The 26,188-nt window shown below is 60.7% G+C and carries 26 protein-coding genes and 1 pseudogene; 15 read left to right on the top strand and 12 right to left on the bottom strand.

What is annotated here, in order from left to right; all coding sequences use genetic code 11:
* Positions 1-129: 129 nt before the first annotated feature.
* Positions 130-909 carry an exodeoxyribonuclease III gene (locus NTD84_RS08855; protein WP_008030595.1) on the bottom strand — a complete coding sequence of 260 codons (780 nt, stop codon included), beginning with the start codon at positions 907-909 and terminating at the stop codon, positions 130-132.
* An 82-nt stretch (positions 910-991) separates the two neighbouring features.
* On the opposite strand from NTD84_RS08855, the gene pyrE reads away from it, so the two are divergent.
* Positions 992-1,636, top strand: a complete 645-nt coding sequence (pyrE, locus tag NTD84_RS08860) for an orotate phosphoribosyltransferase (protein WP_262164773.1) — start codon at positions 992-994, stop codon at positions 1,634-1,636.
* Between the two features lie 79 nt (positions 1,637-1,715).
* Here pyrE and argB read toward each other — a convergent pair whose 3' ends face one another.
* Complete coding sequence (gene argB / locus NTD84_RS08865) at positions 1,716-2,621, bottom strand: acetylglutamate kinase (protein WP_214379802.1); 906 nt, start codon at positions 2,619-2,621, stop codon at positions 1,716-1,718.
* A gap of 25 nt (positions 2,622-2,646) precedes the next feature.
* Positions 2,647-4,020: pseudogene (locus NTD84_RS08870) on the bottom strand (phosphomannomutase/phosphoglucomutase); the annotation flags it as partial.
* 42 nt (positions 4,021-4,062) lie between these two features.
* Between NTD84_RS08870 and NTD84_RS08875 the strand changes: the two are divergent.
* Positions 4,063-4,305: a hypothetical protein gene (locus NTD84_RS08875; RefSeq protein ID WP_262164774.1), complete on the top strand. Its 243-nt coding sequence runs from the start codon at positions 4,063-4,065 to the stop codon at positions 4,303-4,305.
* A gap of 50 nt (positions 4,306-4,355) precedes the next feature.
* On the opposite strand, the gene dut is transcribed toward NTD84_RS08875, so the two are convergent.
* Both dut and coaBC read right to left on the bottom strand, forming a co-directional pair.
* Complete coding sequence (gene dut / locus NTD84_RS08880) at positions 4,356-4,811, bottom strand: dUTP diphosphatase (RefSeq protein ID WP_262164775.1); 456 nt, start codon at positions 4,809-4,811, stop codon at positions 4,356-4,358.
* Between the two features lie 5 nt (positions 4,812-4,816).
* Positions 4,817-6,025: a bifunctional phosphopantothenoylcysteine decarboxylase/phosphopantothenate--cysteine ligase CoaBC gene (gene coaBC, locus NTD84_RS08885; protein WP_262164776.1), complete on the bottom strand. Its 1,209-nt coding sequence runs from the start codon at positions 6,023-6,025 to the stop codon at positions 4,817-4,819.
* Positions 6,026-6,161: 136 nt separating this feature from the next.
* On the opposite strand from coaBC, the gene radC reads away from it, so the two are divergent.
* Complete coding sequence (gene radC / locus NTD84_RS08890) at positions 6,162-6,836, top strand: RadC family protein (protein WP_262164777.1); 675 nt, start codon at positions 6,162-6,164, stop codon at positions 6,834-6,836.
* Positions 6,837-6,957: 121 nt separating this feature from the next.
* Here the strand turns inward: radC and NTD84_RS08895 are convergent, their stop codons facing one another.
* Positions 6,958-8,544: an ABC transporter substrate-binding protein gene (locus NTD84_RS08895; RefSeq protein ID WP_262164778.1), complete on the bottom strand. Its 1,587-nt coding sequence runs from the start codon at positions 8,542-8,544 to the stop codon at positions 6,958-6,960.
* A 445-nt stretch (positions 8,545-8,989) separates the two neighbouring features.
* Between NTD84_RS08895 and rpmB the strand changes: the two genes are divergently transcribed.
* Together rpmB and rpmG are read left to right on the top strand one after the other, a co-directional pair.
* Entirely contained in the window at positions 8,990-9,223 is a 234-nt protein-coding gene (gene rpmB / locus NTD84_RS08900) for a 50S ribosomal protein L28 (RefSeq protein ID WP_007894701.1), read from the top strand.
* A gap of 11 nt (positions 9,224-9,234) precedes the next feature.
* Positions 9,235-9,390 carry a 50S ribosomal protein L33 gene (rpmG, locus tag NTD84_RS08905; RefSeq protein ID WP_007894709.1) on the top strand — a complete coding sequence of 52 codons (156 nt, stop codon included), beginning with the start codon at positions 9,235-9,237 and terminating at the stop codon, positions 9,388-9,390.
* Between the two features lie 76 nt (positions 9,391-9,466).
* On the opposite strand, the gene NTD84_RS08910 is transcribed toward rpmG, so the two are convergent.
* Positions 9,467-9,682, bottom strand: coding sequence for a peptidase inhibitor (locus tag NTD84_RS08910; protein ID WP_262164779.1), 216 nt, complete (start codon positions 9,680-9,682; stop codon positions 9,467-9,469).
* 134 nt (positions 9,683-9,816) lie between these two features.
* Positions 9,817-10,179, bottom strand: a complete 363-nt coding sequence (locus NTD84_RS08915) for a cupin domain-containing protein (protein ID WP_157710640.1) — start codon at positions 10,177-10,179, stop codon at positions 9,817-9,819.
* A gap of 248 nt (positions 10,180-10,427) precedes the next feature.
* On the opposite strand from NTD84_RS08915, the gene NTD84_RS08920 reads away from it, so the two are divergent.
* Both NTD84_RS08920 and NTD84_RS08925 read left to right on the top strand, forming a co-directional pair.
* Positions 10,428-11,921: an aldehyde dehydrogenase gene (locus NTD84_RS08920; protein WP_262164780.1), complete on the top strand. Its 1,494-nt coding sequence runs from the start codon at positions 10,428-10,430 to the stop codon at positions 11,919-11,921.
* Positions 11,922-12,106: 185 nt separating this feature from the next.
* Positions 12,107-13,252, top strand: a complete 1,146-nt coding sequence (locus NTD84_RS08925; protein ID WP_262164781.1) for an MFS transporter — start codon at positions 12,107-12,109, stop codon at positions 13,250-13,252.
* A 120-nt stretch (positions 13,253-13,372) separates the two neighbouring features.
* Here NTD84_RS08925 and NTD84_RS08930 read toward each other — a convergent pair whose 3' ends face one another.
* Positions 13,373-14,941 carry a phospholipase D family protein gene (locus NTD84_RS08930; RefSeq protein ID WP_262164782.1) on the bottom strand — a complete coding sequence of 523 codons (1,569 nt, stop codon included), beginning with the start codon at positions 14,939-14,941 and terminating at the stop codon, positions 13,373-13,375.
* 60 nt (positions 14,942-15,001) lie between these two features.
* Positions 15,002-16,435, bottom strand: coding sequence for a PLP-dependent aminotransferase family protein (locus NTD84_RS08935; protein ID WP_262164783.1), 1,434 nt, complete (start codon positions 16,433-16,435; stop codon positions 15,002-15,004).
* Between the two features lie 179 nt (positions 16,436-16,614).
* Between NTD84_RS08935 and NTD84_RS08940 the strand changes: the two genes are divergently transcribed.
* On the top strand, positions 16,615-16,860 hold the full coding sequence (locus tag NTD84_RS08940; protein ID WP_262164784.1) for a DUF1127 domain-containing protein: 246 nt from the start codon (positions 16,615-16,617) through the stop codon (positions 16,858-16,860).
* Between the two features lie 140 nt (positions 16,861-17,000).
* Here the strand turns inward: NTD84_RS08940 and NTD84_RS08945 are convergent, their stop codons facing one another.
* Positions 17,001-18,293: an NAD(P)/FAD-dependent oxidoreductase gene (locus tag NTD84_RS08945; RefSeq protein ID WP_262164785.1), complete on the bottom strand. Its 1,293-nt coding sequence runs from the start codon at positions 18,291-18,293 to the stop codon at positions 17,001-17,003.
* A 147-nt stretch (positions 18,294-18,440) separates the two neighbouring features.
* Between NTD84_RS08945 and NTD84_RS08950 the strand changes: the two genes are divergently transcribed.
* Positions 18,441-18,794, top strand: a complete 354-nt coding sequence (locus NTD84_RS08950; RefSeq protein ID WP_262164786.1) for a YkgJ family cysteine cluster protein — start codon at positions 18,441-18,443, stop codon at positions 18,792-18,794.
* Positions 18,795-18,913: 119 nt separating this feature from the next.
* On the opposite strand, the gene NTD84_RS08955 is transcribed toward NTD84_RS08950, so the two are convergent.
* Positions 18,914-19,402 carry an Lrp/AsnC ligand binding domain-containing protein gene (locus tag NTD84_RS08955; protein WP_003177284.1) on the bottom strand — a complete coding sequence of 163 codons (489 nt, stop codon included), beginning with the start codon at positions 19,400-19,402 and terminating at the stop codon, positions 18,914-18,916.
* Between the two features lie 156 nt (positions 19,403-19,558).
* Between NTD84_RS08955 and dadA the strand changes: the two genes are divergently transcribed.
* The 6 genes from dadA (at position 19,559) to NTD84_RS08985 (ending at position 25,809) form a co-directional block, all read left to right on the top strand.
* The gene (dadA, locus tag NTD84_RS08960; RefSeq protein WP_262164787.1) at positions 19,559-20,863 is read left to right on the top strand and encodes a D-amino acid dehydrogenase; all 1,305 of its coding nucleotides are present in this window, start codon (positions 19,559-19,561) and stop codon (positions 20,861-20,863) included.
* Complete coding sequence (locus tag NTD84_RS08965; protein WP_109626698.1) at positions 20,835-21,188, top strand: RidA family protein; 354 nt, start codon at positions 20,835-20,837, stop codon at positions 21,186-21,188. The genes dadA and NTD84_RS08965 overlap by 29 nt, the downstream gene beginning before the upstream one ends.
* A gap of 96 nt (positions 21,189-21,284) precedes the next feature.
* A complete protein-coding gene (gene alr / locus NTD84_RS08970; protein WP_262164788.1) occupies positions 21,285-22,358 on the top strand; it encodes an alanine racemase in 1,074 nt (357 codons plus the stop codon).
* A 128-nt stretch (positions 22,359-22,486) separates the two neighbouring features.
* Positions 22,487-23,035: a cupin domain-containing protein gene (locus NTD84_RS08975; RefSeq protein WP_007947433.1), complete on the top strand. Its 549-nt coding sequence runs from the start codon at positions 22,487-22,489 to the stop codon at positions 23,033-23,035.
* A 182-nt stretch (positions 23,036-23,217) separates the two neighbouring features.
* Complete coding sequence (locus NTD84_RS08980) at positions 23,218-23,634, top strand: c-type cytochrome (protein WP_262164790.1); 417 nt, start codon at positions 23,218-23,220, stop codon at positions 23,632-23,634.
* Positions 23,635-23,883: 249 nt separating this feature from the next.
* Positions 23,884-25,809, top strand: a complete 1,926-nt coding sequence (locus NTD84_RS08985; RefSeq protein ID WP_262164789.1) for an acetyl-CoA hydrolase/transferase C-terminal domain-containing protein — start codon at positions 23,884-23,886, stop codon at positions 25,807-25,809.
* The last annotated feature ends 379 nt before the right edge of the window (positions 25,810-26,188 follow it).

Here is a 26,188-nt window from a genome sequence, read left to right on the forward strand (position 1 = left end):
CGCCCGGACTGGCAGAACTTGTATTGACTGACACGACGCCTTCGCGAGCAAGCCCGCTCCCACATTGGAAATCAGCGTGCACAAAAAAGCCGACACTTGAGGTCGGCTTTTTTGTGTGTGCGAAAACGCTTAGATGGTCAGCGTCCAGTCGTAATCCACGATCAGCGGCGCATGCTGCGAGAACCGTGGCTGGCGGGGCAAGCGTGCGCTACGTACGAAGCGGCGCAGGCCTGGCGTCAGGATCTGGTAGTCGAAGCGCCAGCCCAGGTTGAGCATCTCAGCCTGTTCGTTATCCGGCCACCAGCTGTACTGGTCGCCTTCACGGCTGACTTCGCGCAGGGCATCGACATAGCCCATGTTGCCGACAATCTCGTCCATCCAGGCACGTTCAGGTGCCAGGAAGCCCGGGGATTGCTGGCTGTCGCGCCAGTTCTTGATATCCAGCTTCTGCTGCGCCACGTACAGCGAGCCACAGTAAATGTACTCGCGGCGTTTGCGTCGCTGTTTATCCAGATAACGGGCGAAGTCGTCCATTAGCTTGAACTTCTGGTTCAAGTCTTCATCGCCGTTCTGCCCCGAAGGGAGCAGCAAGGTCGCGATGCTGACCTTGTCGAAATCGGCTTGCAGGTAGCGCCCGTAGCGGTCGGCCGTCTCGAAACCGAGACCGCTGATGACAGCCTTCGGTTGCAACCGCGAATACAAAGCCACGCCACCCTGGGCGGGAACTTCGGCTTCGCAGGCATAAAGGAAGTAGCCATCCAGTTGGAAGGCTGGATCGTCCAGTTCAAAGGCGGAGGCGCGGGTGTCCTGCAGGCAGATGACGTCGGCATTCTGTGCTTGCAGCCAACTGAGCAAACCTCGCTCCACTGCAGCCTGAATACCATTGACGTTCACACTGATGATCCGCATAAATGGCCCCAAAAATCGCGTGCGTGTATGATACACGGCGTCAACCTAATTAGCTAAATCCGTGGTATTTGGGGTTTTTTTCATGCAAGCGTATCAGCGCGATTTCATTCGTTTTGCCATCGATCGCGGCGTTTTGCGCTTCGGTGAGTTCACCCTGAAGTCCGGGCGCACCAGTCCTTACTTCTTCAACGCAGGCCTTTTCAACTCCGGTTCGGCCCTGGCGCAACTGGGTCGTTTCTACGCGGCGGCCATCGTCGAGAGCGGTATTCCGTTCGATGTACTGTTTGGCCCGGCGTACAAAGGCATCCCTTTGGCGGCGACCACGGCCGTGGCGCTGGCCGAACACCATGGTCGTGATTTGCCATGGTGTTTCAACCGCAAGGAAGCCAAGGCCCATGGCGAAGGCGGTAGCCTGGTTGGCGCGCCGTTGACCGGCGACGTGCTGATCATCGACGACGTGATCACCGCCGGTACCGCCATCCGTGAAGTGATGCAGATCATCGCTGGCCAGGACGGCGCCAAGGCGACGGGCGTGCTGATCGCCCTGAACCGTCAGGAGCGTGGCAACGGTGAATTGTCGGCGATTCAGGAAGTGGAGCGTGACTTCAACATTCCGGTGATCAGCATTGTCTCGCTGAACCAGGTGCTGGAGTTCCTGGCGGATGATCCGCAGCTCAAGCAACACCTGCCGGCAGTTGAAGCCTACCGCGCCCAGTTCGGCGTTTGACACACGTTCCACTGTAGGAGCGAGGACAAAAAAAGACCCCGCTCAGCCAGGCTGAGCGGGGTCTTTTTTATGCGGCGCTTTAATGACGCTTGCGATTGCTGATCAGGGTGCCCACGCCGGTATCGGTGAAGATCTCCAGCAGAATCGCATTCGGCACTCGCCCGTCAATGATCAACGAACTGCCCACGCCGCCCTGAACCGCTTCCAGCGCGCAACGGATCTTCGGCAGCATGCCGCCGTAGATGGTGCCGTCGGCGATCAGGTCGTCGACCTGTTGGGTAGTCAGGCCGGTCAGAACCGTGCCCTGCTTGTCCATCAGGCCAGCGATGTTGGTCAGCAGCATCAGCTTCTCGGCCTTCAGCGCTTCAGCGACTTTGCCAGCCACCAGGTCGGCGTTGATGTTGTACGACTCGCCGTTGGCACCCACGCCGATCGGCGCGATCACCGGGATAAAGTCGCCTTTGACCAGCAGGTTCAGCAAATCGGTGTTGATCCCGACCACTTCGCCCACTTGCCCGATGTCGATGATTTCCGGCTGGGTCATCTCCGGCGTCTGGCGGGTCACGGTGAGTTTTTTCGCACGAATCAGCTCGGCGTCTTTACCGGTCAGGCCGATGGCGCTGCCGCCATGACGGTTGATCAGGTTGACGATGTCCTTGTTGACCTGGCCGCCGAGGACCATTTCCACCACGTCCATGGTCTGCGCGTCAGTCACGCGCATGCCATCAATGAAGTGGCTTTCGATCGACAGGCGCTTGAGCAGGTCGCCGATTTGCGGGCCGCCGCCGTGAACCACCACCGGGTTGATGCCCACGGCTTTCATCAGCACGATGTCGCGGGCGAAGCCGGTTTTCAGCTCCTCGCTTTCCATCGCGTTGCCGCCGTATTTGATCACCAGCGTCTTGCCGACATAGCGGCGAATGTAAGGCAGCGCTTCGGACAGGACCTTGGCGGTGTTGGCAGCGGCTTCGCGTTCGAGGGTCATTCAGGGCTCCGGATGCAACGTTAAATCAAAACGGTAGTTGGAGATCAGGCGCAACACGCTTCAACTGGACTTTGAAAACATCCTTGATGCGCTGCAATTCCGCCTCGTCATCGGCCTCGAAGCGCAGCACCAGCACCGGTGTGGTGTTGGACGCGCGCACCAGGCCCCAGCCTTTGGCGTAGTCGACTCGCACGCCGTCGATGGTGGTCAGGTCGGCGCCATCGCCCCACTTCGCGTCGTGCAGAGCATCAATGATGCTGAATTTGCTCTCTTCGGTCACATGGATATTGATTTCCGGCGTAGAAATATCGTTCGGGAAGGTGGCAAACAGCTCTTCCGCGGTGGATTTCTCTTTGCTCAGGATCTCCAGCAGGCGCGCGGCGCTGTAAATGCCGTCGTCGAAGCCGAACCAGCGTTCCTTGAAGAAGATATGTCCGCTCATTTCACCGGCCAGCAACGCGCCAGTGTGTTTCATTTTCTTTTTGATCAACGAGTGACCGGTCTTCCACATTAGCGGACGACCGCCGTATTCCTTGATCAGCGGCGTCAGGCGGCGGGTGCATTTGACGTCGAAGATGATTTCCGCATCTGGGTTGCGCGCCACCACGTCACGGGCGAACAGCATCAGCAGGCGGTCGGGATAGACGATGCTGCCGGTGTTGGTCACCACGCCGACACGGTCGCCGTCGCCGTCGAACGCCAGGCCGAGGTCGGCGTTGGTTTCCTTGACCTTGGCGATCAGGTCCACAAGGTTTTCAGGCTTGCCCGGGTCCGGGTGGTGGTTGGGGAAATTGCCGTCGACCTCGCAGAACAGCGGGATGACCTCGCAGTTCAGCGCTTCAATCAGTTGCGGAGCAATCACGCCGGCCGCGCCATTGCCGCAGTCGACCACGACTTTGAGGCGGCGCGCCAGTTTGATGTCCTGGACGATTTCGGTGTTGTAGCGATCGAGGATTTCGACCTGGGTGATGCTGCCCTTGCCGCTGCTCAAGTTGTTGGCCTTGAGGCGGTCGTGCAGGGCCTGGATCTGTTCGTTGGCCAAAGTATCGCCAGCGATGACGATCTTGAAACCGTTGTAGTTCGACGGGTTGTGGCTGCCGGTGAGCATGACCCCGGATTTACCGGCCAATACGTTGGCGGCGTAATACAGCGCCGGGGTTGGCACCAGGCCGACGTCGCTGACGTGGCAACCGGCGTCGGCCAGGCCTTTGATCAGCTGTTCCACCAGTTCCGGGCCGGACAGGCGACCGTCGCGACCCACGGAAACATTCGGCTCACCCTGGGCCAGGCTCTGTGCGCCAATGGCGCGGCCGAGCCAGTAAGCGGTTTCAGCGTTCAGGAATTCGGGAACGGTGCCACGAATGTCGTAGGCGCGGAAGATGCTGTCGGGGAATGCAGGTACGACGGTGGCTGGGGTGTTCATCTGTAGGAGTGCTCCATCTTGAAAATGACTGGACCCGAAAAACTCGCCAGCGGGCTCAAACTGATGGGTATGACGGCGTTTTCCGCAGAGAGTTCGTGGTATGAAAAGGCCATGCCACCTGCACCCGCCTCGAACTCGCCAGCCAATTTCCTTTTTTTCAAGCAGTTAACGCCACAGATGCAGCGGTTGATACTTCCCGGCCCGGCACCTGTGGGAGCGCGCCTGCTCGCGCTAGCGATGAACAGCCAACAGATTTGCTGAATCCATCGACGTCATTGCGAGCAGGCGCGCTCCCACATTGAATCAAGCGATCAGTGGCTGCCGGAATGCCCGAAACCGCCAGCGCCGCGCTCGGTTTCAACGAACTCTTCGACCATCTCGAAATGGGCCTGAACCACAGGAACCAACACCAGTTGAGCCAGGCGCTCGCCGACTTCAAGGGTGAAATCCCTGTCGCTGCGATTCCAGCACGACACCATCAGTGGGCCCTGGTAATCGGAGTCGATCAGGCCAACGAGGTTGCCCAGCACGATGCCGTGCTTATGGCCCAGGCCGGAACGCGGCAGAATCAGCGCCGCCAGACCCGGATCGCCGATGTAGACGGACAGGCCGGTCGGGATCAGCAGGGTTTCGCCCGGCTTGATGACGGTGTCTTTTTCCAGCATGGCGCGCAGGTCGAGGCCGGCGGAGCCTGGCGTGGCGTACTGTGGCAGCGGGAATTCGCTGCCGATGCGTGGGTCGAGGATCTTGGCTTGCAAAGCGTGCATGTCAATTAAACCTGGTTCAGCCGTTCGGCGATAAAAGTGATCAGCTGGCGAGCAATCTTGCTCTTGCTGGTCTGGGCGAAAAGGGTGGCGTGGAGCTCACGGTCGATCACGCTGCAGGCGTTTTCTTCGCTGTTGAAGCCAATGCTCGGGTTGGCGACGTCGTTGGCGACGATCAAATCGAGGTTCTTGTCTTTCAACTTGCGCGCAGCGTAGTCGAGCAGGTGTTCGGTTTCGGCGGCGAAACCGACGCTGAATGGACGGTCGGGGCGCGTGGCGATGCTGGCCAGGATGTCCGGGTTGCGGACCATTCGTAGCAACAAGCCGTCGCCGTTCGTAGGATCTTTCTTGAGTTTCTGCGGGGCGACGACTTCCGGACGATAGTCCGCCACCGCTGCCGAGGCGATAAACAGGTCGCAGGGGATCGCGGCTTCGCAGGCGGCGAGCATGTCGCGGGCGCTGACCACGTCGATGCGCGTGACGCGATCCGGGGTCGGCAAGTGTACCGGGCCGGTGATCAGGGTCACGCGGGCGCCGGCTTCCACCGCGGCTTCGGCCAGGGCAAAGCCCATTTTGCCGGAGCTGTGGTTGGTGATGTAGCGCACCGGGTCGATGTTTTCCTGGGTCGGGCCAGCGGTGATCAGCACGTGTTTGCCGGTCAGCGCCTGACGCTTGAAGCAGTCCGCTGCGCACTGGGCGAGCTCAACCGCTTCGAGCATGCGGCCCAGGCCGACGTCACCGCAGGCCTGGCTACCGGAGGCCGGGCCGAAGGCTTTGATGTCACGGCTTTCGAGGGTCTGCAGGTTGGCCTGGGTCGCCGGGTCGCGCCACATGGCCTGGTTCATCGCCGGGGCGACGGCGACCACGGCGTCGGTGGCCAGCACCAGCGTGGTCAGCAGGTCGTCGGCAATGCCTTGGGCCAGGCGGGCGATCAGGTCCGCCGTCGCCGGGGCGATCAGTACCATGTCGGCCCACTTGGCCAGCTCGATGTGGCCCATGGCGGCTTCGGCCGCCGGGTCCAGCAGGTCCAGGTGAACCGGGTGCCCGGACAAGGCCTGCATGGTCAGCGGGGTGATGAACTCGCTGCCGCCACGGGTCATGACCACGCGCACTTCCGCGCCTTGATCGATCAGGCGGCGAACCAGGTCGGCACTCTTGTAGGCAGCAATGCCGCCGCCGACGCCCAGAACGATGCGTTTCCGATACAGCCGCTGCATAGGTCTGCCTTTCATTTCGTTGGTGACTGCGTGGCGACACCCCCTCCCCAGGAGTGAAATCGCTCGCAAAAAAGATGGGCTACGATATCACAGCGACCGCTACGGAACAGCGGCGCCCACAGACCAGGGAGGTGTTATGAGTATTCGTGATTGGCCGGCGGCGGAGCGGCCGCGGGAGAGGTTGCTGGAGTTGGGCTCGGCAAGCCTTTCGGATGCCGAGTTGCTGGCGATTTTCTTGCGCACCGGCGTGTCCGGCAAAAGCGCGGTGGATCTGGCGCGACACTTGTTGGGCCAATTTGGCAGCCTGCGTTCGTTGCTGGAAGCCGACCAGACAACATTCAGCAAACAATTAGGCCTCGGCCCGGCGAAGTTCGCCCAGTTACAGGCGATTCTGGAAATGGGGCGACGGCATCTGGCTGAGCGCGCGCGGCAGAAGCCCGCGCTGGAAAATCCCCAGGCCGTTCGTGATTATCTAAAGTCGATGCTGCGGCACGAGCCTCACGAAGTGTTTGGCTGCCTGTTTCTGGATTCAAAACATCGGGTGCTGACGTTCGAGGCGTTGTTTCGCGGCTCCATCGACAGCACCAGCGTGCATCCCAGGCAGGTGGTCAAGCGCGCCCTGGCCCACAACGCCGCTGCAGTGATCCTCTGCCACAACCATCCCTCGGGCAATACCAACCCCAGCCAGTCCGACCGCCTGCTGACCAAGCGCCTGAAAGATGCACTGGAGCTGATCGATGTGCGGGTGCTCGACCATTTCATCATTGGCGATGGGGATCCGCTGTCGATGGCGGAGTATGGGTGGATGTAACTTAAAACACTGTAGGAGCGAGCACGCTCGCGATGGTGGCGAACGATTACGCGGGCTGTCTGGATGCCAACGGTGTCTGGACTTCCATCGCGAGCAAGCTCGCTCCTACAGGGGCGCCTGGTTATTTGAGGATGACCTTGGAGAAGTCCTGCCGGCCAAACGGGCTCACCGAATAGCCTTCGACTTCCTTGCGCATCAGCGCGAAGGCGGTCGGGTGGGCCAGCGGCAACCACAGTGCCTGCTGCTGGATCTGCGCCTGGGCCTGCTCATAGAGCTTGGTCCGCACGCCTTGCTCGGAGGTGGTTTTGCCGGCACTGATCAGCTTGTCCAGGTCCTGGTTGCAGTAACGGGCGAAGTTGGTGCCGGACTTGACCGCGGCGCAGGAAAACTGCGGCGTGAGGAAGTTGTCCGGATCCCCGTTGTCGCCGGCCCAGCCCATGAACAGCAAGTCGTGTTCACCGGCTTTGGCGCGACGGATCACTTCGCCCCATTCAATCACGCGTATCTCGGCCTGAATGCCGATTTCTGCCAGGTCCGACTGGAGCATCTGTGCGCCGAGGCTCGGGTTGGGGTTCAACAGGCTGCCGGAAGGACGGGTCCAGATGGTGGTCTGGAAGCCCTCCTTGAGGCCGGCCTTGGCCATCAATGCCTTGGCTTTTTCAACGTCATGCGGGTAGCCCGGCAAGCCTTTGGCGTAGCTCCAGGTGTTGGGCGGATAAGGTCCGTTGGCGGCTTCGGCGGTGTCTTCGAACACGGCTTTGATGTAGCTGGCCTTGTCGAACGCGAGGTTGATGGCCTGGCGTACTTCCGGTTTGTCCAGCGGTGGATGCTGGCTGTTGATAGCGACGAACGCGGTCATGAACGCGTCGGTCTTTTCCACTTTCAATGTCGGTTCTTTTTGCGCGGCCTGTACGTCCAGCGGCTTGGGCGACAAGGCGATCTGGCATTCGTTGCGACGCAGCTTCTGCAGGCGCACGTTGGCGTCCGGCGTGATGGCGAAGATCAACGGATCCACCGAAGGCTTGCCGCGGAAGTAGTCGGGATTGGCCTTGTAGCGAATCGACGCATCTTTCTGGAAGCGGGTGAACACGAACGGGCCGGTGCCGATTGGCTGGCTATTGAGTTTTTCCGGGGTGCCGGCCTTCAACAGCTTGTCCGCGTATTCGGCGGAGTAGATCGAGGCGAAGCCCATGCTCAGGGTCGGCAGGAACGTCGAGTCCGGATGGTCGAGGGTGAAGCGCACCGTCAGTGGGTCGAGGGCATCGATCTTCTTGATCAGCGCCGGCAACTGCATCGATTGCGCGTGGGGGAAGCCGCTCTGCGCGACTTTATGCCACGGGTGGGCCGGGTCGAGCATGCGGTCGAAACTGAACTTCACGTCTTCGGCGGTCAGCTCGCGGGTCGGGCTGAAGTAGTCAGTGCGGTGGAATTTCACCTGCGGGTGCAGCTTGAACACGTAGGTCAGGCCGTCAGGGGTAACTTCCCAGCTGTCCGCGAGCCCCGCGACCACTTTGCCACTCGCGGTGTCGAAGTCCACCAGGCGATTCATCAGCACGTCGGCCGAGGCGTTGGTGGTGGTCAGCGAGTTGTATTGCACCACGTCGAACCCTTCCGGGCTGGCCTCGGTGCACACGCTCAGCGCGGCCGCATGGGCCAGTGGGCTCAGCAGAAGGGGGGCGAGCAACAGCGGTAGGGCAGCAAGGCGCATGGTCGGATTCCTTTACAGATCGAAGGCCCATCTGCAAGTGCAGTCTGGAAAAGGCTTACCCTAGTGGGCTCTTTTGCAAATGACTATCCCCTTTTTCATTTTAAGGGGACTATGTGCGCTTGTTTTCGGTGATGCGGGCCGAGGAAAACCCGGGATCGGTCGCTTGGCCGATTCTCTGCGACGAGCGGTCTTAATCGGCGACAGCCTTTATCCAAGGCACCTGGCGCCGGAAAAGCGGGAAATTTATCGAGTCCGCGCACACGGAATGTTGTTGCTCTCCGGTCTTTCTGGTATAAAGCAGCGCTCTTTTCTAGGGGCCCGGTTCCTTCACTGTAGGTGTAGCCGGTAAGACCTCTAAAGAAACGCGGCGCCTGGCGCCAAATGACTGAGAGATTAAGCGGCCAACCCATGCCGGGTTGGGCATGTGGTTTTAGAGGGCTGAGGCATGTCGAGAGTATGTCAAGTTACCGGTAAGGGTCCGGTGACTGGGAATAACATTTCCCACGCAAACAACAAAACCCGTCGTCGTTTCCTGCCGAACCTGCAGCATCACCGCTTCTGGGTTGAAGAAGAGAAACGTTTCGTGCGTCTGCGCGTATCTGCCAAAGGCATGCGTATCATCGACAAGCGCGGCATCACTGTCGTTCTGGCCGAAATCCGCAAAGCCGGCAAGATCTAAGGGAGCTAATCATGCGTGAATTGATTCGTTTGATTTCGAGCGCCGGTACTGGTCACTTCTACACTACCGACAAGAACAAGCGCACTACCCCGGACAAAATCGAGATCAAGAAATTTGATCCGGTTGTTCGCAAGCACGTGATCTACAAAGAAGGCAAAATCAAGTAATTGATTTTCCCCTCTTACGAAAAAGGCCCGTATCGCGAGATACGGGCCTTTTTTGTGCCGCCAGGATTATCCTGATTCAACCGCACTGAATGCTGACGATGACCCTCTCTGCATTCGTCAGCAAGCTGATGCGCCCCGGGACTCGTCGTCGATCCGCGATGAAGGTGGGTCCGGTCACCCTGACTGCTGCGCCATTGGCCTTGGCGCGAACCTCTTCAAGTAGTTCGGGCGTGTACGACTGGCCAATGGTGAATTGAGCGACCGCGATGTCGCAATGATCTGTATTCGGCATGGTGCCTCCTTGCATTAGTTGGGTAGGCGCATTGCCCACCGGGTTGGTCAGCACTGAACCTTTAAGTGCCGACGAGCACTTTTACCCAACCGAATCATGCCTGTCTGATCTGGATCGTCACTGCCTGTGTCGCATCAAGCCTTCTGCTCAAACGCCACATAGATTTTGCGGCACGGTTCCAGCACTTCCCACGTGCCGCGGAACCCGGCCGGAATCACGAAGCGGTCGCCCGCGCGCACGGTCTTGCTGTTGCCGTCGTTGTCGCGCAGCACTGAAACGCCCTGAACGATTTCGCAGTATTCATGCTCGGTGAAGTTCACGTGCCACTGGCCGACGGCGCCTTCCCAAACGCCTGCATTCAACTGACCGCAAGGGCTGTTGTAGTGGTTGTACACCGCTTGCTCGGGATCGCCCTTGAGGACTTTTGCCGGGTCTGGTCGGTAGCGTTCAGGCTCGGTGGTGGCCTGGCTGAAGTCGACGATGTTCTGGATGCTCATTGTTGTTATCCCCCGTGATTGCGGCGCGAGTGGCTGAAAAGGTGCTGGAAAGCGCAAAGTCTATGTTTATTAAAATGAACACCGCAAGGCTGTTTGCCGACCTTATGTCAAATATATTGAAACAACCCCGGCCACTGGTTTAGGGTGGCGGTTGCCTCGGGCCGAATAGCAGGCTGGCCGGGCAGAATTCCTGGGGACGTCCGCGAAGAACGCGGGGCGCTCGTATTCAACAAGAGGAGGACACTCGAATGACCACCCTGACTCGTGCCGATTGGGAACAACGGGCTCGCGATCTGAAGATCGAAGGCCGCGCCTACATCAATGGCGAATACACCGATGCCGTCTCCAGCGAGACGTTCGAGTGCATCAGCCCGGTCGATGGCCGTCTGCTGGGCAAGATTGCCAGCTGTGACGCCGCCGATGCCCAGCGCGCTGTTGAAAACGCTCGCGCCACGTTCAACTCCGGCGTCTGGTCGCGCCTGGCGCCGACCAAGCGCAAAGCCACCATGATTCGTTTCGCCGGCCTGCTGAAACAGCACGCCGAAGAGTTGGCCCTGCTTGAAACCCTGGACATGGGCAAGCCGATCAGCGACTCCCTGTACATCGACGTTCCCGGCGCGGCGCAAGCCCTGAGCTGGAGCGGTGAAGCCATCGACAAGATCTACGACGAAGTCGCCGCGACCCCGCACGATCAGTTGGGTCTGGTCACCCGCGAGCCCGTCGGCGTTGTCGGCGCCATCGTGCCGTGGAACTTCCCGTTGATGATGGCCTGCTGGAAACTCGGCCCGGCCCTGTCCACCGGTAACTCGGTGATCCTCAAGCCGTCGGAAAAGTCGCCGCTGACTGCCATCCGCATCGCTGCTCTGGCCGTTGAAGCCGGTATCCCTAAAGGCGTGCTGAACGTGCTGCCGGGCTACGGCCACACCGTCGGCAAGGCCCTGGCCCTGCACAACGATGTCGACACCCTGGTGTTCACCGGTTCGACCAAAATCGCCAAGCAACTGCTGATCTACTCCGGCGAGTCGAACATGAAGCGCGTCTGGCTGGAAGCCGGCGGCAAGAGCCCGAACATCGTGTTCGCCGATGCACCGAACCTGCAGGAAGCGGCTGAAGCGGCTGCCGGTGCCATCGCCTTCAACCAGGGCGAAGTCTGCACCGCCGGTTCGCGCCTGCTGGTGGAGCGTTCGATCAAGGACACCTTCCTGCCGCTGGTGATCGAAGCGCTGAAAACCTGGAAACCGGGCAACCCGCTGGACCCGGCGACCAACGTCGGCGCGCTGGTGGATACCCAGCAGATGAACACAGTGCTGTCGTACATCGAATCCGGTCACGCCGATGGCGCCAAACTGGTCGCTGGCGGCAAGCGCACGCTGCAGGAGTCCGGTGGCACCTACGTTGAGCCGACGATTTTCGACGGCGTCAGCAACGCGATGAAAATCGCTCAGGAAGAAATCTTTGGCCCGGTGTTGTCGGTCATTGCTTTCGACAGCGCCGAAGAAGCCATCGCGATTGCCAACGACACACCGTACGGCCTCGCCGCCGCGGTATGGACCAAGGACATTTCGAAGGCCCACCTGACCGCCCGGGCACTGCGTGCCGGTAGCGTCTGGGTGAACCAGTACGACGGCGGCGACATGACCGCTCCGTTCGGTGGCTTCAAGCAATCCGGCAACGGTCGCGACAAGTCGCTGCACGCGTTCGACAAGTACACCGAGCTGAAGGCGACCTGGATCAAGTTGTAAGCCAGTGAAGGAGCCCGATTCAGATTCGGGCTCCTGAACGACGCAGATCCCTTGTGGGAGCGAGCCTGCTCGCGATAGCGGTGTGACAGTCGACGAAAATGTTGAATGTTGTACCGCTATCGCGAGCAGGCTCGCTCCCACAGTGTTTTGTGGTGTCGATAATAATATCCACAGGAGCGTGGAACATGCGTTGGGCGACTTATTTCGCCGTGTTGGCGTCTGTCTTGAGTGTTGGACTGGCCCTGGGCGTCAGCATGCCGCTGGTGTCGTTTCGCCTGGAAGGCTGGGGTTACGGCTCGTTCGCCATTGGCGTGATGGCCGCGATGCCGGCGATTGGCGTGCTGCTGGGGGCGAAAATCTCCAGCCATCTGGCGGCGCGACTCGGCACGGCCAACCTGATGCGTCTGTGCCTGTGGGCCGGGGCGGCGTCAATCGGTGTGTTGGCGCTGTTGCCGAGTTACCCGGTGTGGCTGGTGCTGCGCCTGATGATCGGCGTGATCCTGACACTGGTCTTCATCCTCGGTGAAAGCTGGATCAACCAGTTGGTGGTCGAGCAATGGCGCGGGCGCCTGGTGGCGTTGTATGGCAGCAGCTATGCGCTGAGTCAGTTGGCCGGGCCGCTGCTGCTGGGCGTTCTGGGCACCGAACACGATTACGGATTCTGGGTGGGTGTCGGCCTGCTGACGGTAGCGCCCTTCCTGTTGCTGGGTCGCAGCGGCGCGCCGACCAGCGAAGCCTACAGCGTGACCTTCAGCGACTTGTGGGGCTTCTGCCGAGGCTTGCCGGCGATTGCCTGGGGCGTGTCGTTGTTCGCCGCGTTCGAAGCGATGATCCTGACGTTGCTGCCGGTCTATTGCCTGCAACAGGGCTTTACCACGGAAATCGCCTTGGCGATGGTCAGCACCGTGGTGGTGGGGGACGCGCTGCTGCAATTGCCGATTGGTGCGCTGGCTGATCGACTGTCTCGACGCACCTTGTTCACCGGCTGCGCGGTGGTGCTGCTGGTGTCGAGCCTGGCCATCCCGATGTTCCTCGACACGCTGTTGATCTGGCCGTTGTGGGTGCTGTTTGGCGCCAGTGCCGGTGGCTTGTTCACCTTGTCGCTGATTTTGATCGGCGAACGTTATCGCGACGACGCACTGGTGCGGGCCAACGCGCATATTGCGCAGCTGTGGGGCATCGGTTGCCTGATCGGGCCGTTGGCGGCGGGTGCTGGTAGCCAGTGGATCAGCGGGCATGCGCTGCCGTTGTTGATGGCGATCGGGGCGTTCGGGTTGGTTATTTTGCTGATGCGCCAAGGCGCGTTCGGCACGGTTGCCGAGCCGGCGTGACACCGCACTTTTAAGTGGAAGCGGGCTTGCTCGCGCAAGCGGCGGGTCAGCCGACCAGGGTCTTGACTGACCCACCGCTTTCGCGTGCAAGCCCGCTCCCACAGGGATGCACATTGCCGGTCAAAGCATCCGCTCCAGGCCTACCGCGGTGCTCATCCACGCATTGAACCGGCGCCACATACTGCCCGGCTCCTTGGTCAGCGTGTGCATCTTGCCGTCATCCTCGGTCTCCCAGACGATCCGGTCATTTTCCAGTTTCACCTGATAACTCAGCGGCGGCGCCATGCCCTCCATGGCCGCTTTGCGCACATGGGCCGCGAGTTCGGGGCTTTCGACCAGCACCCCGACCTCGGTGTTCCACAGCACCGAACGCGGATCGAAGTTGAACGAGCCGATGAAGGATTTCTGCTGGTCGAAGATCATCGCCTTGCTGTGCAGGCTGGAATCCGAACCACGGGAGGACTTGCTGTAGAAAATATGCGGGCCGCTGCCGCCGCCTTCACCTGGCTGGCGGCGCAATTCGTACAGTTTCACGCCATGTTCCAGCAGCGCCTTGCGATACGGCGCATAACCGCCGTGTACCGCCGGCACGTCGGTCGCTTCCAGCGAGTTGGTCAGCAGGCTCACGGAGACCCCGGCATCCGCGCGGCCGGTGAGGTACACCAGCCCCGGTTGCCCCGGTACGAAATACGCCGAGATCATGATCAGCTCGTTGCTGACCTTACTGAGTTCGGGCGCCAATTGGGTGGTCAGCAGCAATTGCGGATCAGGCTCGCCGTCTGACAGCACCTTGCTCGGTGCGTCCCATAACGCCTGGTTCCAAGCCCAGATCAGCTCGCGGCGCCAGACGTCGAGGCGCGGCTGGGTGGTGTAGGTCATCAGCTGTTGATACAGCGCGTGATTCTGCTTGCGCGTTTCTTCGAGCGATTCCTCCAGCCGTGTGCGGGTGTTTTGCAGGTCCTTTTGCGTGGGCCTGCTCGACAGGAACTCATCGATCGGCTTGCTCAGCGCGCTGTTCCAGTACTGGTCGAAGCTGTGTCCCAACTGCTCGGCGACCGGCCCGACGCTCAGCATGTCGATGTCGGTGAAATTCAGGTTGGGTTCGGCATCGAAATATTCGTCCCCCAGGTTGCGGCCGCCGACGATGGCCACGCTGTTATCCGCCAGCCACAGTTTGTTGTGCATGCGCCGATGCTGCAGCGACAGGTTGAACAACCGGCCCATTGCCCGCGTCACGCCGGTGGAGCGGCCCAAATGCAGCGGGTTGAACAGGCGGATCTGGATCTGCGGGTGTGCAGCCAGCGTGGCGATAATCCAGTCAAGGCCATCGCTGGTGGTGTCGTCGAGCAGGATCCGCACGCGCACCCCTCGGTCGGCCGCCTTGAGCAATTCGTCTACCAGCATCCGCGTGCTGATGCCGTCGTGGACGATGTAGTACTGCAAATCGAGGCTGCTTTGCGCGTTGCGGATCAGCTCGGCACGGGCCATGAACGCTTCGCTGCTGTTGGACAGCAAACGAAAGCCCGACTTGCCCGCATAAGGCGCGGCCTGAGCCTGGATGGAACGGCCGAACGCCGAATCGCTGGCGGGCAGCGCCTGGCTCGGTAGTCGTTGAACATCAAGGCCGGCGCAACCGCTCAGGAGCGAGGCGAGTAGCAGAAAAGCGAGCAGGGGCTGTCTGACTCTCACGTAGGATCGTTCCGATTGGCGGCTGGTGTCGGCATATGGACGCTGGATTCCGATTAAAGGTCAGTCACTGAAGCTGTCATTTTCCGCGAGCAGTTTGATGGCCGCCGCGCCGACCTTGCGCACCGCTTCTTCGATCTGCGGCGTCGGCTTGGCAGCGTAGTTCATCCGCAGGCAATTGCGGTACTTGCCCGAGGGGGAAAAGATGCTGCCGACGGCAATCTGTACACCCTGGTCGTGCAGGGCACGATTCAGTTTCAGCGTGTCGAAGCCCTCCGGCAGTTCGACCCAGAGCATGAAGCTGCCTTGTGGCCGGCTGGCCCGGGTGCCGGCAGGGAAATAGCGGCTGACCCAATCGATCATCAAGTCGCGATTGCGTTGATATTGCGTGCGCATGCGGCGCAAATGCGGCTCGAAGTGGCCGGCCTTGAGGAATTCGGCGATGGCAATCTGCGGTTGCGGTGCCGTGGAACCGGTGCTGATGTATTTCATGTGCAGCACCCGCTCCAGATAGCGGCCCGGCGCAACCCAGCCGATCCGCAGTCCTGGGGCGAGGGTCTTGGAAAATGAGCTGCACAGCAGGACGCGGCCGTCTTCGTCGAAGGATTTGATCGTGCGGGGTCGTGGATAGGTGTAGGCCAGTTCGCCATACACATCGTCTTCGATGATCGCCACATCGAAACGCTGTGCGAGCGTCAACAGCGCGCGTTTGCGCGACTCCGGCATGATGTAGCCCAGTGGGTTGTTGCAGTTTGGGGTCAACTGTATGGCCTTGATCGGCCATTGTTCCAGGGCCAGTTCCAGGGCATCGAGGCTGATCCCGGTGAGCGGGTCGGTGGGGATTTCCAGGGCTTTCATGTTCAGGCCCTTGAGCGTCTGCATGGCGCCGTGAAAGCTTGGCGAATCCACCGCAACGATGTCACCCGGCTCGCAGATGGCGCGAATGCTGGTGGACAACGCTTCGTGGCAGCCCGTGGTGACCACGAGGTCGTTGGCGGTCAGTTGGCAACCGGAGTCGAGCATCAGCCGGGCTATCTGTTCGCGCAGGTCGAGGGTGCCGTGGATGTTGTCGTAATACAGACCGGGCATGTCCTGTCGGCGGCTGATACGCGCCAGGTTGCGCAGCAACGGTTTCATGGTCGGCGTGGTGATGTCCGGCATGCCGCGACCCAGTTGCACCACGTCCTTGCGTGGCACCGCGCGGATCAGTTCCAGCACCTGGTCCCACTGGGAAATGTCCACCGGGCGTTGTGCGGGACGACCGATCGCCGGCAATTCCGGCAGTTCGCGGCTGACCGGAACGAAATAGCCGGACTTCGGCTTGGGCATCGCCAGGCCGCTGTCTTCCAGCACCCTGTAGGCTTGCTGCACCGTGCTCAGGCTGACCCCGTGTTCGACGCTCAAGGCCCGCACCGACGGCAGCCGGTCACCGGGGCGATAGAAGCCCTGTTCGATACGCGTGCCGAGCAGTTCGGCGAGGTTGACGTAAAGGGTCATGGCGCAGTCTCGGTTTGGATGTTTCGCTTAACCAGTACAGATCAGGGAAAAAATCGCGATTCAGTGACTTCAATGGTGAATCTGTATGGAGTTAATACTTTTACTTTGAATCTGTAATGCTTTTCGCCAGCCCCGCATCATGAAAGCTCTGGCTACCCAAGTAAACAGGAGCAATCAAAATGAACGGCTTGAGCGATGTGCGGCTGACGTTACGCAGTCAGGAACTGGCAGCAGGGCAAAAAAACGGTGCACGCGAGGCGCGGATGCGCAACGCACCGTCCGGCCTGAGTCGCTGGGCTCTGTTCTGGCATCGCCTGCACACGCGCCAGGCGTTGCTGGCGCTGACGCCGGAGCAATTGAAGGATGTCGGGTTGAGCCTTGAGCAGGCCAGAGAGGAGGGGGTGAAGCCTTTCTGGCGGAGCTGAGATTTGCGGGGGTCTTTGCGGGCGCCTTCGCGGGCAGCCCGCTCCCACAGGTTTTGCGCTGAGCATAATTTTTGTGAGCACCCGCGACCCCTGTGGGAGCGGGCTTGCCCGCGAAGAGGGCCGAGAGAACAAAGTAACCTTTAGACCAACTCCTTCATCCGATGCCACAACATCCCCAACGCCAACAACGGCGACCGCAAATGCTTGCCACCCGGAAACGTCATGTGCGGCACCTTTGCAAACAGATCGAATCCGCCACTCTGCTGTCCGCTGATCGCTTCGGCCAACAACTTCCCGGCCAGATGCGTGGCATTGACCCCATGGCCGGAATACGCCTGGGCGTAATACACATTCGGCTGGTCTATCAGCCGGCCGATCTGCGGCAGGCGGTTGGCGCCGATGCCAATCATCCCGCCCCACTGAAAATCGATCTTCACCCCGGCCAGTTGCGGAAACACTTCGAGCATCTTTGGCCGCATGTACGCGGCGATGTCCTTCGGGTCGCGGCCTGAGTAGTGGCAGGCGCCACCGAACAGCAAACGCCGATCCGCCGAGAGCCGGTAGTAATCCAGTGCCACGCGCTGATCACAGACCGCCATGTTCTGTGGCAGCAGCGCGTGGGCCTGTTCTTCGCTCAAGGGTTCGGTGGCGATAATGTAGCTGCCAGCGGGCAGAACTTTGCCACTGAGCTCGGGGTTGAGCTGGTTGAGGTAGGCGTTGCAGCCCAACACCAGGGTCTTGGCGCGAACCGAACCCTGGCCGGTGTGAACCTTCACCTCGGGACCGTAATCGATGCGGGTCACCGCCGATTGTTCGAACAGCTTGACGCCCAATCGCTGCGCAGCGGCCGCTTCGCCCAGCGCCAGGTTCAGGGGATGCAGATGCCCGGAACCCATGTCGATCAGGCCGCCGACGTAACGGTCGGAACCCACCACCGAATGCATTTCATGAGCGTGCAGCAACCGGGTTTCGTAGCGGTAACCGAGGCCGCGCAACTCGTCGGCGTCTTCAGCAAAGCTTTCCAGGTCGCGAGGCTTGTTGGCGAGATCGCAGTAACCCCACGTCAGGTCGCAGGGGATCTGAAAACGCTCGACGCGCTGTCGGACGATTTCCACCGCTTCCAAACCCATGAGTTTCATCTGACGCACGCCGTCCACACCGACCGCGTTGGCGAACTGATCCAAACCATGGCCGACACCACGAATGAGTTGCCCGCCATTGCGCCCGCTGGCGCCCCAGCCGATCTTGCGCGCTTCGAGCAGCACCACGCTGAGGCCGCGTTCGGCCAGCTCCAGCGCAGTGTTCAGCCCGGAAAATCCGCCGCCGACCACGCACACATCGGCCACCTGCTCACCGGTGAGCGCCGGATAATCGGGCTGCGGCAGGCTGCTGGCGGCGTAGTAGGAGGCAGTGTGCTGAGCACGGGCATTCATGCGCGTCATCCTGAATCGTGTGTTTAGAAAATTTGACGGAGCATAAGCCGGGGCTTCCGGCACAGGCAACACTGGTCGGTTATGTCTGTCTGGCGCGGGGCTTTTGCGTCAGAATCTCGCCCTATTCCACTTCGGGTCAGCGTTTCGATGAGTTGCAATCGTCAGAAAGTCCACACGTTGCGACAGCAGATTCCCTCGTTCGAGTGCGTGCCCGGCTGCCACGACTGCTGTGGACCGGTGACTACCTCGCCGGAAGAAATGTCCCGCCTGCCGCGCAAGACCCGCGCCGAGCAGGATGCAGCGATGGATGAGCTCAACTGTGTGCACCTCGGGCCCAACGGCTGCACGGTGTACGACGAGCGCCCGCTGATCTGTCGGCTGTTTGGCACGACCAAGACCTTGCCGTGCCCGAATGGGCGGGGGCCGGTGGAGCTGATTCATCCGCGGGTCGAGAAGCAGGTATTCGAGTACATGGCCTCAAACCGGCAAGTGTTGGTTTAGCTGAGACCACGGTGCTCCCATCGCGAGCAGGCTCGCTCCCACAGGGGGGCGGTGCATACAGCTCGGCTGTGTGGGAGCGAGCCTGCTCGCGATGGGGCCAGAACAGGCACGGCAAATCTTCAATCCGGAATCGGCAGGCTCAAACTTTCCTTCACCTCTTCCATCACGATGTAACTCTTGGATTCGCGCACATGCGGCAACTTGAGCAGGATGTCGCCCAGCAACTTGCGGTACGAGGCCATCTCGGAAATCCGCGCCTTCACCAGATAGTCGAAATCCCCTGACACCAAGTGGCATTCCAGCACGTGGGGCAGTTTCAGCACCGCACGTCGGAACTCTTCGAAAGTATCGCCGGATTTGTAGTCCAGGCTGATCTCGACGAACACCAGCAGACTACCCTTCAGATGCTGCGGATTCAGCCGCGCGTTGTAGCCCATGATGATGCCTTCGCGCTCCAGACGCCGAACCCGCTCGGTACACGGCGTGGTCGAGAGCCCGACTTTCTCGCCCAGTTCGGTGAAGGAAATGCGGCCGTCCGCTTGCAGGATTCGCAGGATGTTACGGTCGATCTTGTCCAACTCACGTTTGGTCTGAGTGTTGGTCCGCATAGGGGATGCGCCTCCGTGAAAAGCGTTTTTGCCGAGAATTGTCGCCAAATATAGGTGCTTATATAGTGAAATGCACTGGCTAATCTTTTTTAAACTGCCCCCATCTACGGTCTGAACAACAAACGTCAGCGGCGTGCCGCGATGAGGGATATGAAAATGCGCGTTATGGTCTTGGGTAGCGGCGTCATCGGTACCACCAGTGCTTATTACCTGGCGCGTGCCGGGTTCGAAGTGGTGGTGGTGGACCGTCAGCCGGCTGCGGCCATGGAGACCAGTTTCGCCAACGCCGGGCAGGTATCGCCGGGTTATGCCTCGCCGTGGGCTGCGCCGGGCGTGCCGCTCAAGGCGATCAAGTGGCTGCTGCAACGCCACGCGCCGCTGGCGATCAAGGCCACTGCCGACATCGACCAATACCTGTGGATGGCGCAGATGCTGCGCAACTGCACCGCCAGCCGCTACGCGGTGAACAAGGAACGCATGGTCCGCCTGTCCGAGTACAGCCGCGACTGCCTCGACGAATTGCGCGCCGAAACCGGCATTGCCTACGAAGGCCGCAGCCTGGGGACCACACAACTGTTCCGCACTCAGGCCCAACTCGATGGTGCGGCGAAAGACATCGCCGTCCTGAAAGAGTCTGGCGTACCGTTCGAACTGCTCGATCGCGAAGGCATTGCCCGGGTCGAGCCGGCCCTGGCCAACGTCACCGACATCCTCGCCGGTGCCTTGCGCCTGCCGAACGACCAGACCGGTGACTGCCAGATGTTCACCACGCGCCTGGCCGAAATGGCCGTGAAACTCGGTGTGGAGTTCCGCTTCGGCCAGGACATCCAGAAGCTCGACTACGCCGGTGATCGCATCAATGGTGTGTGGATCGACGGCAAGCTGGAAACCGCTGACCGCTACGTCCTGGCCCTCGGCAGCTACTCGCCGCAACTGCTCAAGCCGCTGGGTATCCGCGCGCCGGTGTATCCACTCAAGGGGTACTCCTTGACCGTGCCGATCACCAACCCGGCAATGGCCCCGACCTCGACCATTCTCGACGAGACCTACAAGGTCGCGATCACCCGTTTCGACAACCGCATCCGCGTCGGCGGCATGGCTGAAATAGCCGGTTTTGACCTGTCGCTGAACCCGCGTCGGCGCGAAACCCTGGAGATGATCGTCAACGACCTCTATCCTCAGGGCGGCGATCTGACCCAGGCCAGTTTCTGGACCGGTCTGCGCCCGACCACCCCGGACGGCACGCCAATCGTGGGTGCCACACCGTTCAGCAACCTGTTCCTGAACACCGGTCATGGCACGCTCGGCTGGACCATGGCGTGCGGCTCCGGCCGCTTGCTGGCCGACCTGATGGCGAAGAAAACGCCGCAGATCAGCGCCGAAGGCCTCGATATTTCTCGTTATGGCAACAAAATTCAGGAGTCCGCAAAACATGTCAATCCAGCGCCAGCTCACCAATGAGCGCATGAGCCAGATCGTTGTCCACAGCGGCACCGTCTATCTGGCAGGGCAAGTCGGCGACGACATGAGCGCCGGGATTGAACAGCAGACCCGCGAAACCCTCGCCAACATCGAGCGTTTGCTCGATCTGGCCGGCACCGACAAGAGCCGTTTGCTGTCGGTGACGATTTACCTGAAAGACATCGACGCGCACTTCGAAGGCATGAACGCGGTGTGGGATAAATGGCTGCCAAAAGGCGTCGCCCCGGCCCGTGCGACGGTTGAATCGAAGCTGTGCGAACCGGAAATCCTGGTGGAGCTGTCGGTTGTAGCCGCTCTGCCATAAGCCTGTCAGAAAGATCCCTCTCCCGGTGCTGTTGGCGGTTAACGCCGCCAGCCAGCGCCGGTTTTTATTCCCTCGACCGCCTAGAAGCCTGCCGCCATGCGTCCAGCCCGTGCCCTGATCGATCTTCAAGCCTTGCGTCACAACTACCAGATCGCCCGTGAAACCACGGGGGCCAAAGCCCTCGCGGTGATCAAGGCCGATGCCTATGGCCACGGCGCGGTGCGTTGTGCCCAAGCGCTGGAAGGCGAGGCGGACGGGTTCGCCGTGGCGTGCATCGAAGAAGCGTTAGAGCTGCGCGCTGCGGGCATTCGTGCGCCGGTATTGTTGCTGGAAGGCTTCTTTGAAGCCGATGAGCTGGCGCTGATCGTCGAGCATGATTTCTGGTGCGTGGTGCATTCGCTGTGGCAACTCGAAGCCATCGAAAAGGCCGCGCTGAACAAGCCAATTACGGTCTGGCTCAAACTCGATTCGGGCATGCACCGGGTCGGCCTGCATCCGAAGGATTACCAGGCGGCCTATCAACGGCTGCTGGCCAGCGGCAAGGTCGGGAAGATCGTGCTGATGAGCCACTTTGCCCGCGCCGATGAACTGCACAGTCAGGCCAGCGCCGAACAAGTGGCGGTCTTCGAAGCGGCGCGCCAGGGTTTGTCTGCCGAAATCAGCCTGCGCAATTCGCCGGCGGTGCTCGGTTGGCCGCAGATTCCAAGCGACTGGGTGCGTCCGGGCATCATGCTCTACGGCGCCACGCCGTTCGAGGAAGCCAACGCCGTGGCCTCGCGCCTGCAACCGGTAATGACCCTGGAGTCGAAAGTCATTTGCGTGCGCGAACTGCCGGCCGGCGAGCCAATCGGTTATGGGGCCAAATTCATCACGCCGAAACCGATGCGGGTGGGCGTCGTGGCCATGGGTTACGCCGATGGCTACCCGCGTCAGGCCCCGACCGGTACGCCGGTGCTGGTCGCCGGCCAACGCAGCCAGTTGATCGGCCGGGTGTCGATGGACATGCTTTGCATTGATCTGACCGACGTGCCGCAAGCGGGCCTGGGTTCTACCGTCGAGTTGTGGGGCAAAAACATCCTGGCCAGCGATGTGGCCGCAGCCGCCGACACGATTCCTTACCAGATCTTCTGCAACCTGCGCCGGGTGCCGAAGCTCTATTCCGGGGCTTGACACCAGGCGTTACGGACCGGAGATCACGCCGCTGGAGGGGATTCAGGCCCAAGTGTTGTAAATACTGAACGCTGTCGCCATGATAACGCTCAATATTCCTACAACCTGAATCCCTGGAGGCTCCAGCATTGGACGTCGGTGAACGACTGCAATCCATCCGTAAGCTCAAAGGTCTTTCGCAGCGTGAACTCGCCAAACGCGCGGGCGTCACCAATAGCACCATTTCGATGATCGAGAAGAACAGCGTCAGCCCCTCGATCAGTTCGCTGCGTAAGGTTCTGGGCGGGATTCCCATGTCCATGGTCGAGTTCTTTTCCGAAGAAATCCTGCAGGAAAAACCGACTCAGATCGTCTACAAGGCCAACGAGCTGATCGACATTTCCGATGGTGCCGTGACCATGAAACTGGTCGGCCGGGCGCACCCGAGCCGCGCCATCGCATTCCTCAATGAAATCTACCCGCCAGGCGCCGATACCGGTGACGAGATGCTCACCCATGAGGGCGAGGAAACCGGGATTTTGGTGGAGGGTCGGCTGGAACTGGTGGTCGGGCTTGAAACTTTTGTGCTCGAAGCCGGCGACAGCTACTACTTTGAAAGTACCAAGCCTCACCGTTTCCGTAATCCGTTCGATGCGCCGGCGCGACTAATCAGCGCAGCCACGCCAGCGAATTTTTAAGAGAAGAGGCGTCCTGCCAGCACGGCAGCGACACCCGAAGGGTTTTTCCGCGGCACGACAAGACCCCTTCGACTTTGGGGTTGTTTCAGTGCGGCGGGCTTACCGCTATACTTGCGCCCGCCTGCGAACCGTGGCCGTAGGCGTGACTAGCCACCATTGAGGGTGAACGCGTGAACCTAATTATGAAAATGCTGGCTGCACCAGCAACCGTATTGGCCCTATGGGCTGTCAGCGCTCAAGCTGCGACTAACGATGATATTGCGAAACGTCTTGAGCCCGTTGGCCAGGTCTGTGTGACCGGTCAAGAGTGCAAGGGGATGGAAGTTGCTGCTTCCGCAGGCGGCGGCGGTGGTGCAAAAACGCCAGATGAAGTAATTGCAAAACATTGCAACGCTTGCCACGGCACCGGCCTGCTGGGCGCGCCGAAAATCGGTGATGCCGCAGCCTGGAAAGACCGTGCCGACCACCAGGGCGGCCTTGACGGTATCCTGGCCAAAGCCATTACCGGGATCAACTCGATGCCACCAAAAGGCACCTGTGCCGATTGCTCCGACGATGAGCTGAAGGGTGCAATCCAGAAAATGTCCGGCTTGAAATAAGCGTTCATCTTCAACCAAAAGCCGCTTGCGAGCGGCTTTTTTGTGCCCGTCAAACGCTCCGAGCTTGCTCGCGATGAACTCGAAGACGCCGCAGGGTGTCAGGTTGCGAACGTTATCGTTAACGACCATCGTCGGAACGCCGCCCGGAGCATGCTCGCTCCTACAGGGAGGGCGGGCGGGGCTGTTCATTGCAACGAAGACCCGGCAAGCTCGGTCCAACCCAATTCACGGAATGTAAGGGAGGATCAGATGGTGCAGCTGTGTTCTATCGAGCAAGCAGTCGATGACGTTTTGGCACGGTTGCCGGCGCATATCCACATGGGCCTGCCCCTCGGCCTGGGCAAACCCAACCAGTTCGTCAACGCGCTGTATCGACGGGTGGCGCAATTGCCCGAGCGGCGTCTGACGATCTACACCGCCCTGTGCCTGGGTCGTCCGGCACTGGGCGATGGTCTGCAGAAACGCTTCCTCGAACCCTTTATCGAACGGGTGTTCGGCGACTATCCGGAACTGGATTTCCTCGCCGGCCTGCACAAAAACAACCTGCCGCCCAACATCCACGTTCAGCAATTCTTCATGCAACCCGCCAGCCTGCTTCACAGCGAGCCCGCCCAGCAGGATTACGTGAGCAGCAACTACAGCCACGCCGCGCGGGACATCAATGCCGCCGGTTTGAACCTGGTCGCCCAGCTGGTCGCCAGCCACAGCGAGCATCCCGATCGCCTGAGCCTGAGTTGCAACCCGGACATCACCCTCGACTTGTTTCCTATGATTGCCAAGCGCCGGGCAGCAGGGGAGACCATCCTGCTTGTGGGCCAGGTGCACAACGACTTGCCTTACATGCCCGGCGACGCCGAAATCGGCATCGACACCTTCGACCTGCTGATCGATGAGAAAGACAACACCGCGCTGTTCTCGACGCCGAATATGCCGGTGGGTTTCCAGGATCACTTCATCGGCCTGCACGCCAGCGCCCTGGTGCGCGATGGCGGCACGTTGCAGATCGGCATTGGCGCCATGGGCGACGCGCTGACCGCGGCGTTGCTGGCGCGGCAGGCGGACAACGCCGGATACAAGGCGTTGCTGGCCGATGTGAACCTCAGCCAGTGGGCGCAATTGATCGATCGCGAAGGCGGCGTCGGACCCTTCGCCAAAGGCCTTTACGGTTGCAGCGAGATGTTCGTCAACGGCTTGCTGGTGCTGGCCGACGCGGGCATCGTTCGGCGCAAGGTCTACCCGGACGTGCCGACCCAGCAACAAGCGAATGCCGGCACGCTCGATGAAGCGGCGCAAACCGACGGCACTTCCGTGCACGGCGGTTTTTTCCTTGGCCCACGCAGCTTCTACGAGCGCCTGCGCGAGCTGCCCCAGAGCAAGCGGCTCGAATTCAACATGACCCGCATCAGCTACATCAACGAGCTTTATGGCCAGGAAGAGCTCAAGCGTCTGCAGCGCCTCGATGCACGCTTCATCAACACCGTGTTCACCATGACCTTGCTCGGCGCTGGCGTGGCCGACCAGCTCGAAGACGGCCGGGTGCTCAGCGGCGTCGGCGGGCAGTACAACTTCGTCGCCCAGGGCCATGCGCTGGAAGGCGCTCGCTCGATCCTGCTGCTGCGCAGCTGGCGCGAAGCGGGCGGCGAGGTCAATTCCAATATCGTCTGGGAGTACGGCCATTGCACGATCCCACGGCACCTGCGGGACATCGTGGTCACCGAATACGGCATCGCCGATCTGCGCGGCAAGACCGATGCGGCGGTGATCGAGGCGCTGCTCAACATCAGCGACTCACGGTTTCAATCGGGGTTGATCGAGCAAGCGCAGAACGTCGGTAAATTGCCGAAAAATTTCCGCCTCGATCCGCGTTTCGCCGACAACCGCCCGGAACGCTTGCAGGCGATTCAGGGGCGGCATCCGCAGTTGTTTCCGGAGTATCCGTTGGGCTGTGATTTCACCGCGCAAGAGCGGGATCTGTTGCGGGCGCTGAACTGGCTGAAAAGCAAGTTCAAGCTCACGGAGATTCTCGAGTTGGGCAAGGCCGCGCTGGATGCGCCGGAGGCTTCGGCGTTTCCCGAGCACCTGCGGCGGATGCAACTGACCGATCCGCAGGGGTTGAAGGAGGATTTGTTTCAGCGGTTGCTGCTTACAGGCCTGAAGGCCACCGCGCAGACTTAGCTGCGCAGGAGATCCCTGTGGGAGCGGGCTTGCCCGCGAAGGCGGCATGTCAGTCGCTGATGATGTCGCCCGACACACCGCGTGTGCGAATGAACCTCGCTGTTCACCGCAACAATGAGTAACGCAAGAACATTCGCACACCGCTTCAGTCCCCTTCCTACATCATTCTTCCATAACCGCTGATAGCGTTTCGGATTCTTGCGATTCGCTCGGGCCCTGCATGTCACGAGCGTCGTCCCTTTTTATCTCTCGGCTCAAGGATGGGCTACCGAAGCAAAAGGATGAGTGCATGCTCGCACCTGCTGATTTCCCTAAATTTACCCTGACGATCCCCACCGTTCACCACGACTTCAAGGTCCTGAGTTTCAAGGGCACCGAA

This window comes from Pseudomonas sp. 14P_8.1_Bac3 (assembly GCF_025466085.1).
Classification (GTDB): Bacteria; Pseudomonadota; Gammaproteobacteria; order Pseudomonadales; family Pseudomonadaceae; genus Aquipseudomonas.